The organism is Streptomyces sp. NPDC058741 (genome assembly GCF_042746715.1).
Lineage (GTDB): Bacteria > Actinomycetota > Actinomycetes > Streptomycetales > Streptomycetaceae > Streptomyces.
The window spans coordinates 24,595-34,649 of the sequence record NZ_JBHYQH010000054.1 but is presented as its reverse complement, the minus strand read 5'-3'; the positions used below and the strand labels follow the sequence as shown (position 1 = coordinate 34,649).

The window sequence follows — 10,055 nt, the reverse complement described above, 5'->3', positions numbered from 1 at the left end:
CCCTGCAGGCCTTCGACATCGCCTTCGACGGCCGACTCTCCGTCGGCCGCCGCTAACTCACACCACCCGAGTTACACCGTTGGCTGGACAGACCCGGGCGCGCCGGGAGGGGCGGGGTTGCGGTTCAGGTGACGCGGAAGTAGTGGGGGCGGCTGACGTAGGTGTCGCTGACGAACATGACGCCTGGGGTGGTCTGCAGCAGATCGGTGATGGTGGGGATGAGGGTGTCGGCGTGGTCGTCGGGGACGACGGTGATGATCAGATCGAGAGTGTCGCGGTCGTTGAAGAGCAGCGGGCCGTGGTGCTGGCCGTGGTGGCCCAGGCCGGCGACGCCGGAGATGCTGGTGTAGCCGGTGGCGCCGGCTCGGGTGATCAGCGTGCGCACGGCGTCGGCGTTGGTGTGCGGCACGACGACGTCGATCTTGGTCATCTTGGTCAGGCCAGGGCGGTTCATGACGCGTCGTCCTCCGTGGGGATGCAGGGCTGCCAGCCGGTGCTGGTGTGGCGTTGCCAGGGCTGATCGGAGTGTTCGCGGGCGAGGAGGGTGATCCAGTCGTTGCCGATCAGGTGGCGCAGGATCTGGTGACGGGCGATGAGCGTGTCGAGGCGATCGAGGGGGGCGTGGATGAAGGTGAGCAGGCGCTGGGGTTCGTGGCGCAGCTGGTGGCCGTCGGTGAGTGACTGCCACGGCAGGCCGGGCTGGAGGTCGCTGGTGGGTCCGGAGAGGACACCCTGGCCGGCGCCGGTGATGTTGTGCAGCACCTTGGTTCCCGCGCCGAAGGTGTGGGGGTCGACGGTGGCGAAGTAGTACTGGCTGTTGATCCACTGAGCGACGATGAGAGGGGCGGTCAGGATGGTCTCCAGCACGGTGCCGTCGGCGTCGCGGGTGTGATCGTAGTCGTGGAGGAAGATTCGCCGCTGAAGATCGATACCGTGGGTGGCCGCGCGGGGGGCGATGATCATGGCGGCGTTGCCGGCCAGTCCCCATTCGGGGAAGGGCTGGGCCCAGTCCGCGGCCCGGGTGGCCACATGGCGGCGGGCCCGGCGGCCGCCGGCGTGGGAGGGCGCGGCCGGCAGGGTGGTGCAGCGTTCCGCGGCCAGGTCGGTTCCCGCCCGCTGCAGGTCAGCGGTGAGGCGCTCGGCGTCCCTCCGGTGGGCGGAAGGCAGCAGGTGCGTGTCGAGCAGCGTGACGTGATCGGTGGTGGTGTCGTGCTCGGCGGGCAGGAAGCGGGTGGTGCCGGGGATGGTGATCCCGTGCTCGGCGAGATCGGTGCGGACCTCGGGGTGGTTGAGGAGGGCGGCGGCGGCGCGGGCGTTGGGCCCTCCGGGATGCCCGCCGCAGGCGCCGCAGTCCAGCGCCGCCTGGTAGGGGTTGTTGGTGGTGCGGGCCGTGTGCCCGACGAATACGACCAGCCGGGCGAAACCCTGGGTGAGACCCATCAGGGTGAGCATGGTGTGGGCCGTGCGCAGGCGCTGGGCGCGGCTGAGATGGTCGATGGTGAGGGTTGTGGGGGCGGGCGGGGCGAGGCGGAGGGTGAGTCGCTTCAGTGCGTCGGCGGTGGTGCGGGGCGCCAGGGTGCGGGCGGCGGCCAGGGGGCCAGCGGCCCAGCCGGCGGCGTCGGCCAGCGCGAACGGGGCGGCCGGGTGGTGCTTGGCGGTGTGCCACGCGTTCTCCGCTGCGGCGATCGTCTGCCGCCCGGCCAGGTGGCGCTCCGCACCGCTGCGGTGACCGGGGGTAGGAGCTTCGGTCAAGTCGTACTGGGGGGAGGTCAGGGCGGGGCAGTGGGCGCGTGGGGCGCCGCCGGCCAGGTCGGCGTAGCGCAGCGCGATCGCGAAGAATCCGGCGAAGCCGAGGGTCTGGTAGGCGCCTTGGGCCTCCAAGTGTCGGCGCAGGCCCTCGGAGCGGGGGTCGATGCAGCACACCACCTGCGCCACCGGCTGCTCGCTCTCCTCCCGCTGCCGGCGGGGGCGGTCCAGGGCGGCCAGGAGATGGTTGCGGTAGTGGCCTTCGTAAGCCTCCAGCCACACCAGGGCCCGCCGGGTGGGCGGCAGCAGGGCCAGCAGGTCGGCCAGACGCTTCAGTGCCTTGCTGTCACCGGTGCCGAGGTGAGGGAGCAGGTGCGCGGCCCGCTGGGCGGGTGACGGCACGGGTGGGGTGTCGGTCGGGCAGTGGGCCGCGGCTGAACAGGCGGTGCCGTCGGGGTGGCCGGGGGTGAGCAGGGCGGCCTCGACGCTGGTGCGCAGGGCGAGATAGGCCACGAGGTCCGTGGCGGCGTCGGGGTTTTGCTCGGCGTGGCCGCGGACGCGGGCGGCCCAGCCGGGCAGACAGGCCAGGTGCGCCCGCAGGTAGCCCACCCGCTCGGCCTCGGGGACGCCGAGTACGGCCAGTGCGTCCAGCAGAGCCTGTTCGGGCTTGTCTGGCAGCTCGCGCAGCTGGGCCCGGGCGGTGCGGGGCAGGTCGGGGATATGCGGGGCCAGGGTGCGCCAGGCGGTGTAGAGGCCGTGCTGGCGGGCGGGCATGGGCCAGGCAGCCTGTCCGTCGTCGAGGTAGGCGGCCAGGCAGGTGATGGTGTGGGTGTCCAGCACAGCCGCCGCCTCAGCATCGAGGCGTTCCAGCAGGGTGCGGCTGGTGCGTTGGGGGTGCGGGGCGGTCAGGCCGTGGTGGAGGTCGACCAGCAGCACCGTCGTGGCTTCCACCATGCGTTCGCCCAGGCGGAGCGGGGGCTGGGCAAGAGACGTGGGTGCGTGGCGGGCCAGGGCGGCCGTGAGGTCGGCGTCGGTGATCCGGCCGCGGCTGTAGGCGGCGCGCAGCCAGCTCTCCGGGGGCAGGGCGCGGGCGCCCAGGGCGGTGGCGGCCGTCTCGGCGGCTTCGATGAAGGGCTTGTCGGTCAGGCCGCCGAGCGGGTTGACGGCGATGAAGTCCCGCAGCGGCCAGGTGGGAGCCAGGATGCGGGCCGCCTCGGTGACATCGGCGAGCAGCCGTCCGAGAGCCTGGGGGGCAGCCGTCGCCTGCTGGGGAGCGGCGAGGGTGGTGGGATGGGTGGTGGTCACAGGTGGACTCCTTCCGCCTGGGCGGCCAGGGCCGGAACCCCCGGCGAGGCGGGCGTGATGGCGGGTGCGGCTGGCACCGGGGTGAGCACGGGCATGAGGGCGGGAGCCGCGACGGTGCGGGGGGCGGGCAGGGGTGGCTGCCCGGCGGCCAGGACCCGCGCATACAGTCGCGCCTTCATGCCCGCCCAGCGTGGTACCCGGGTGGGTAGCAGCCCGGCCGCGGCGAGCAGCACCAGCACCACCGCCAGTGCCCACGCCGGTGCCGTGGCGGGGCCCGCGGGGGCGAGCGCAGGGTGAAGGAAGCGGGTCATGGCGGCCAGCACCGCCAGGTAGCCGCCGCTCAGGACGGGCAGGCCGATCACGAGCAGCACCACGCCCACGGGGGTGGGGCGGCGGCGCAGCCATCCCCACGCCGCTGCGGCCGCGGTGACGGTGGCGAACGCCACCAGCACCGCGCCACCGGGCTGGGACTGCGGGTGCAGCAGGCGCGCGGCAAAGGCGACGCTGAGCGCCGCGGCCGCCAGCGCGAGGGCGGCCAGGGCGCAGGCACGGGCATGGCCGATGGGTGCGGCGGGCGGCGCCTTCAGGTGGCGGACGTGGTCCTGGGCAGCGGAGCCGGAGCGGAGGAACAAGGACGCCTTGAACATGCCGTGCGCGATCAGGTGGGCAACCGCCGCGACCAGCAGGCCCATGGCGCAGGTCAGCAGCATGAAGGCCATCTGGGCGATGGTGGAGTGCACGAGCGCGCCCTTCACATCCGGCCGCGCCAGCATGATCAGCGTCGCGGTCACGGCACTGACGGCGGCGATGGCGACGCACAGGCCGCTCGCCCACCCGCTGGCCGTCATGATCGGGTTCAGGCGGATGAGCAGCACGCCGCCGGCGTTGACCACGCCGGCATGCAGCAGCGCCGAGACCGGAGTCGGGGCGGCCAGCGAGGCAGGCAGCCAGCGGTGGAAGGGCAACTGCGCGCAGCGTGCCGCCGCGGCCACCACCAGCAGGCATCCCACTGCCGCCCCGGTCGTTCCGCCGAGGGGGTGCGGGTCGACGGCCAGGCGGCGCAGATCACCTTCACCGCCTGCCGCCAGGTACACGATCACGGCCGCCCACAGGGACGTGTCCCCGAGCAGCACCATCCATGCGGTGCGCCTGGCTGCCTGACCCGCGGCCGGTGCCGGCCGGTACACACCGACCAGCCACACCAAAGCGGCCCCGGCCAACGACCAGGCCAGCGCCAGCGTGAGCAGGGATGCCGCGCTCACCATCGCCGCGGTGGCCGCAGTCAGCAGCCCGGCCCGCAGGGCGAAACGCGACCGGGCCAGGTCGCCCTGCAACTGGCGGCGGCCGTAGACCTGCACGATCCAACTGACCGTGGCAACCAAGATCAGCAGCGTGACGGTGAGCCGGTCGGCGACCCACCCCAGCCACAGACCCCCGCCCACCTGGAGAGCGGGGGTGGACGACGGCCCGTCGGTCACAACCACCACGGCCAGCACCGCAGCCGACGTGGCGGCCAGGGCGCTGCCCGCCACGCCCAGGCGACAGGCATGGGCCCGCAGTGGAGGAAGACCGCCGGCCGCTGCCGTCAGGACGGGCAGCGCGACGGCCGGGAACACCAGCCCGGCCGCGCTCACGCGACAGCTCCCGGCCCGGCAGCGGCCGCGGACCCATCGGCCGGCGGCAGGTGCTCCAGGCAGTGCGGCAGCAGGGCCCGGCCGTCGAAGCCGCCGATCCGTGCCGCCACAAACTCGTCACGCACCACGCAGTACAGCGACCGCCCCCGCTCCAGCTCACCGGCGATGTACGCACCGACCTGCCCGGCGGCCCTGTGGCGCCCGCCCGGCGGGGACGTCTCGATCACGACGTCCGGCGGCGGACTGGCCCACTTGTGCGCCCATCGGTCCGCCTTGTCGGCCACCTGGGCGGACGTGGCCGCCCTGGTGACGTCTTCGGCGGTCAAGAAGCCCGGGAGCCCGCACTGTCGGTCTTCTCGCAGAGCGGCGGGCTTCCCGGGACGGGGAGTCCCCTCACGTGCAGCCATGAGCACCTCCAAACTCACAGGACCAGCATTACCGGACTCAATTTACAGGACATCTGAGTCCGGTAATAGAAAGTGTGATTCAAGAGACAGTAAAGTCAGGTAGGGTAAGGACATGCCGGACTGGACGTTCCTGACCAACCACGCCCATGTGCTGCTGTGCGTGGTCAAAGACCCTGAGGCGCGGCTGCGGGACATCGCCGACACCGTCGGCATCACGGAGCGGGCCGCGCAGCGCATCATGACCGACCTGGTGGAAGCCGGATACCTCGAACGCACCCGGCAGGGCCGGCGCAACAACTACCAACTGCACCCCGAACTGCCGCTGCGCCATCCGATGGACCGCGACACCGTCATCGGCCAGCTGGTCGCCGTCCTCACCGGTCTCGACCCTCAGCGCGGACCCCGCCTCCGCACGCCCGAGACAGAGACCGTCCCGTGAACACCCACGGCGCGCACCCCTACCACGGGGTGAAGGCGGCCATGGCCACCCGCCACGGCAAGGAGCAGGTCGTCGCTCCCGCCCTGGCGACCGCTGTGGGAATCGACCTGGTCCTGGCCAAGGACGTGGACACCGACCAGCTCGGCACCTTCACCGGGGAGATCCCCCGCCGCCTGGGCACGCCCGTCGAGACCGCGGTCCGCAAGGCCGAACTCGCTCTTGAATCAACGGGACTTACCTGCGCGGTGGCCAGCGAAGGCTCCTTCGGCCCCCACCCGATGGCCCCCTGGCTCGCCTGCGGGCAGGAGCACCTCGTCTTCCTCGACACCGAACGAGCCCTGCGCGTGACCGAGCAGAAAACCACCGAGACCAACTTCGCGCACCACACCACCAGCGGCTTGGACCAGACGACCGAGGCCTTCCTCGACAGCATCGGCTTCGGGCCTCACGCCGTCATCGTGCGTCCCCACACCCCCGCCGACGACACCCCCACCCAGCCGCTGTACAAGGGCATCCAGGACCGCACCCAGCTGAGGGAAACGATCACCGAGTGCGCTGCGGCCTCAGCATGCGGCCGCGCACGGCTCGAGACCGACATGCGTGCCCACGTCAACCCCACCCGCATGCACCAGATCGGCCTGCTCGCCGGCACCCTCGCAGCCCGGCTGGCCACCCTGTGCCCGGCCTGCGCCGCCCCCGGCTACGGTATCGTCGGCCGCGAACGCGGCCTGCCCTGCAAGCTGTGCGGCACGCCCACCGACTGGCACCGGGTCGTCCTCTACGGCTGCGTCTTGTGCCCGCAGCACAGCACCCACCCCCGCGCCGACGGCCTAACCCACACCGACCCGGCCCACTGCCCCTCCTGCAACCCCTGAACCCAGCCGCCCCCGCCCCGCGGCCCCCCAGCACGCCGGGTCAGCCTGGCCGTGCGGGTGAGGAACCGGCATGGTCCCGATGACCACCGCGGCCATCGCCGCCACCTGCGCTGCCGCGGGCTTTCGCGCTCGCGCCCGTGGAGTCCACCGCGCCGTCTCGGTCGTGTGACTTGGCCGCCACGGGGGGCGGATCGCTTCTGCGCCTGGGGCGGGACAGCCAGCGCTGCACGGCTTCGGCCAGTTTGGAGAGGCTGAAGTTGACCAGGATGAAAATGACGCCGATCACGAAGAACGTCTGCAAGGGGTTCTCCAGCGTCTGCACGGCGATCTGCCCACGGCGCAGCAGCTCTTCGTAGCTGATGATGAAGCCGAGCGACGTGTCCTTCAGGACGACCACCAGCTGCCCGATGAGCGCGGGGAGGGTGATCCGGAAGGCCTGGGGGAGCAGGATCAGCCGCAGGGTGGCGCCCCGGGTGAGGCCGACGGCGTACGCGGCCTCCGCCTGCCCCTTGGGCAGGGCCTGGATGCCGGCGCGGATGACCTCGGCGATGACGACCGAGTTGTACAGCGTCAGGCCGATGACGAGGAACCACATGGTCGGCAGATCGATGCCGATCTCCGGCAGGACACGGGCGGCGAAGAAGACGGACAGCACCACGGGGACACCGCGGAAGAACTCGATCGCGCCCACCACCGCCCAGCGGTACCACGCCGCGGCCGTCGCGCGGGTGACGGCGAGCGCGCTGCCGAGGACGAGGGACAGCACGATGGAGATGCCGGCCGCCTGGAGGGTGGCCGTCAGGCCGTCGCCCAGGAAGTCCCACACCAGCCCGAACCGGGGGTCGGACGGATTGATCAGGGGGCCCCACTTGGCCTCGTCGAGCTGCCCCTGCGCGGAGAGCCTGGCGATGAGGAGGGCCAGTCCGGCTGCCAGCGCGGTCAGGAGGGCGGCGGTGCCCCAGCGGATCCGCCGACGGGTGCGCGGGCCCGGGGCGTCGTACAGGACGTGGGTCGCGGTCATCGGGCGATCGCCACCTTGCGCTCCAAACGGCTCAGCAGGAATCCGAAGGGCAGGATCAGCAGGAGGTATCCGGCGACGACGCCCGTCAGGGTGGGCAGCGCGGGAAGACCCCGCGCCGAGGTCAGGGTGTCCGCCACGCTGAACAGCTCTCCGCCGACGCCGAACGCGCCGACGATCGCCGAGTTCTTGATCATGGCGATCAGGGCGTTGCCCAGCGGCGGCACCATCGAGCGCAGGGCCTGCGGCATGACCACCAGCCGCAGGCCCGCGCCGAAGGTCAGGCCGATGGCGCGCGCCGCCTCGGCCTGGCCGGCCGGCACCGCGTTGATCCCGCTGCGTACGGCTTCGCAGATGAAGCCGGACGTGTAGCAGGTCAGGCCGGCCACCCCGAACCAGAAGTAGCTGCCGTGGAGCCCGACTTCGGGCAGACCGAACGCCATGAAGAACAGCACGACGGTGAGCGGGCAGTTGCGCACGCACTGGACCCACAGGGCGCCCAGTCGTCGCAGCAGCGGTACCGGGGAGACCCGGGCCACGGCGACGGCCATGCCGAGCACGAGTGAGCCCACGGCCGAGTAGAGACAGATTTCTACGGTCTTGAGCCAACCGGACCAGAAGAGATCCGCGTTGTCGACGATCACGTTCATGTGTCTGCTCCGAATCGCACGGCTACGCGCGGGGTCACTCGCAGGGGCCGAGTTCGGGAAGCTTCGGGACCTCCGGGGCCGCGTCACCGACGGAGTCCTTCCATGCCTTGGCGAGAGTTCCGTCCTTCTCCGCCTCGGTCAGCACGCCGTTGACGAACTCGCAGAACGCGACGTCGCCCTTCTTGATGCCGATACCGAAGGGCTGGTCGTAGAAGGTGTCGCCGACGGTCTTGAAACCGCCCTTGGAGTTGGAGACGAAGCCCAGCAGGATGGCACTGTCGGTGGTGACCGCGTCGACCTGGCCCGTACGCAGGGCGTCGGCGCACTTGCTGTACACATCGAACGTGACCAGCTGCCTGGCCGGGTCCTCGAGGTACTTCTTGATGTTCTCGGCGTCGACGGACCCGGTGGCCGTACACACCTTGAGGCCGGCGTCCTTGAGAGAGTCCGGGCCGGTGATGTCGTTGTTGCCGCTCTTGACCATCAGGGTCGAGCCGGCGTTGTAGTAGGGACCGGCGAAGGTCACCCGCTTACGGCGCTCGTCGTTGATCGTGTAGGTCGCGGTGATCAGATCGGCCTTGCCCTGCTCCAGGTACTCCTCGCGGACCTTGGAGGGGGTCTCGACCCAGGTGACGTCCGAGGCGTCGATACCGAGCTTCCCCGCGATGATCTTGGCTATCTCCACGTCGAAGCCAGTCGGCTTGCCGCCCAGGCCCTTGAGGCCGAACAGCGGCACGTCGAACTTCGTACCGATCGTGATCTTTCCGGCCGCGGACAGCTCGGCCATCGTCGTCCCGGCCTTGAACGTCGGCTTGGCCACCGTCGAGGCGGTGTCCTCCGGCCCGCTTCCGCCGCACGCGGAAAGGCCCAGGGCCAGGGCGGCGGTCGCTGCCGTCAGGACGAGGGCGCGTCTGTGCTGGATCATCGTGGTTCTCCTTGGGTGGTACGGGGGGTGCGGTGGAACGGGGGCGGAGTCAGTGGCTGAGGATCTTGGACAGGAAGTCCCCGGCGCGCTCGCTCCTGGGCGCAGAGAAGAACTCGTCCGGCCGTGCCTGCTCGACGATGCGGCCGTCGGCCATGAAGACCACGCGGTCGGCCGCGCGGCGCGCGAAGCCCATCTCGTGGGTGACGACGACCATGGTCATGCCCTCACGGGCCAGGGACGTCATGACGTCGAGGACCTCGTTGACCATCTCCGGGTCCAGGGCCGAGGTGGGCTCGTCGAACAGCATCACCTTGGGGTCCATGGCCAGCGCACGGGCGATGGCGACCCGCTGCTGCTGCCCTCCTGAGAGCTGAGCAGGGAACTTGTGGGCCTGGGCGGCCACCCCGACACGGTCCAGCAGTCCGAGGGCACGCTCCTCCGCTACGGCCCTCGCCGCCTTCCGGACCTTGATCGGCCCGAGCGTCACGTTCTGCAGGACGGTCTTGTGCGCGAAGAGGTTGAAGGACTGGAAGACCATGCCCACGTCGGCGCGCAGGGCGGCCAGTTCCCGGCCCTCCTCGGGCAGTTCCCGCCCGTCCAGGGTGATGCTTCCCGACCCGATCGTCTCCAGTCGGTTGATCGTGCGGCACAGCGTCGACTTTCCCGAACCGGAGGGGCCGATCACTACGACGACCTCCCCCCTGGCCACGTCCAGATCGACGTCGGCGAGAACGTGAAGCGCCCCGAAGTGCTTGTTGACACCGCGGAGGGACAGCAGGGGGCGCCGGCCGTTCCCATCCGCAGGCGCCTCGCCGGCAGCGACGGCCTGGTGGTTCTTCAAGGAAGACATGAACTACTACCTCGCGGTGGAGAAGGGGCGGGCCACGGGAGAGGGGCGTGACCGGAAAGCACTTCGGTCCGACCTGGTCCAACCTGTCGGACCAGTGGACGGTCCAGCGGTCGGTGGTGTCAAGGGTCGTCATCGAATTGACTGTGACGTTCACGTTACGAAACCAGTCATATCCGCCTCATCTTCGACCTTTTACCGCCCCGGCG

10 protein-coding genes are annotated in these 10,055 nt (G+C 71.0%); 2 read left to right on the top strand and 8 right to left on the bottom strand.

Annotated elements, in window-relative coordinates; all coding sequences use genetic code 11:
* Positions 1–124: 124 nt before the first annotated feature.
* Genes ACFW6P_RS29030 through ACFW6P_RS29015 form a run of 4 tightly spaced genes read right to left on the bottom strand, consistent with a single transcriptional unit; the run spans position 125 to position 5,011 of the window.
* On the bottom strand, positions 125–454 hold the full coding sequence (locus tag ACFW6P_RS29030; RefSeq protein ID WP_386359013.1) for a DUF190 domain-containing protein: 330 nt from the start codon (positions 452–454) through the stop codon (positions 125–127).
* On the bottom strand, positions 451–3,051 hold the full coding sequence (locus ACFW6P_RS29025; protein WP_386359011.1) for a DUF2309 domain-containing protein: 2,601 nt from the start codon (positions 3,049–3,051) through the stop codon (positions 451–453). The genes ACFW6P_RS29030 and ACFW6P_RS29025 overlap by 4 nt, the downstream gene beginning before the upstream one ends.
* Complete coding sequence (locus tag ACFW6P_RS29020) at positions 3,048–4,685, bottom strand: proton-conducting transporter membrane subunit (protein ID WP_386359009.1); 1,638 nt, start codon at positions 4,683–4,685, stop codon at positions 3,048–3,050. The genes ACFW6P_RS29025 and ACFW6P_RS29020 overlap by 4 nt, the downstream gene beginning before the upstream one ends.
* Complete coding sequence (locus tag ACFW6P_RS29015) at positions 4,682–5,011, bottom strand: hypothetical protein (protein WP_386359007.1); 330 nt, start codon at positions 5,009–5,011, stop codon at positions 4,682–4,684. The genes ACFW6P_RS29020 and ACFW6P_RS29015 overlap by 4 nt, the downstream gene beginning before the upstream one ends.
* Positions 5,012–5,204: 193 nt before the next feature.
* Between ACFW6P_RS29015 and ACFW6P_RS29010 the strand changes: the two genes are divergently transcribed.
* Complete coding sequence (locus ACFW6P_RS29010) at positions 5,205–5,531, top strand: helix-turn-helix transcriptional regulator (RefSeq protein ID WP_386359006.1); 327 nt, start codon at positions 5,205–5,207, stop codon at positions 5,529–5,531.
* A complete protein-coding gene (locus tag ACFW6P_RS29005) occupies positions 5,528–6,406 on the top strand; it encodes a DUF6671 family protein (protein WP_386425349.1) in 879 nt (292 codons plus the stop codon). Before ACFW6P_RS29010 ends, ACFW6P_RS29005 begins: the two co-directional genes overlap by 4 nt.
* Before the next feature lie 40 nt (positions 6,407–6,446).
* On the opposite strand, the gene ACFW6P_RS29000 is transcribed toward ACFW6P_RS29005, so the two are convergent.
* Genes ACFW6P_RS29000 through ACFW6P_RS28985 form a run of 4 tightly spaced genes read right to left on the bottom strand, consistent with a single transcriptional unit; the run spans position 6,447 to position 9,849 of the window.
* Positions 6,447–7,427, bottom strand: a complete 981-nt coding sequence (locus ACFW6P_RS29000) for an amino acid ABC transporter permease (RefSeq protein WP_386359003.1) — start codon at positions 7,425–7,427, stop codon at positions 6,447–6,449.
* Positions 7,424–8,074, bottom strand: a complete 651-nt coding sequence (locus ACFW6P_RS28995) for an amino acid ABC transporter permease (RefSeq protein WP_386359001.1) — start codon at positions 8,072–8,074, stop codon at positions 7,424–7,426. Before ACFW6P_RS28995 ends, ACFW6P_RS29000 begins: the two co-directional genes overlap by 4 nt.
* A 34-nt stretch (positions 8,075–8,108) precedes the next feature.
* Positions 8,109–8,999, bottom strand: coding sequence for a glutamate ABC transporter substrate-binding protein (locus ACFW6P_RS28990; protein ID WP_386358999.1), 891 nt, complete (start codon positions 8,997–8,999; stop codon positions 8,109–8,111).
* 49 nt (positions 9,000–9,048) lie between these two features.
* Positions 9,049–9,849, bottom strand: a complete 801-nt coding sequence (locus tag ACFW6P_RS28985; RefSeq protein WP_386358997.1) for an amino acid ABC transporter ATP-binding protein — start codon at positions 9,847–9,849, stop codon at positions 9,049–9,051.
* Between the last annotated feature and the right edge of the window lie 206 nt (positions 9,850–10,055).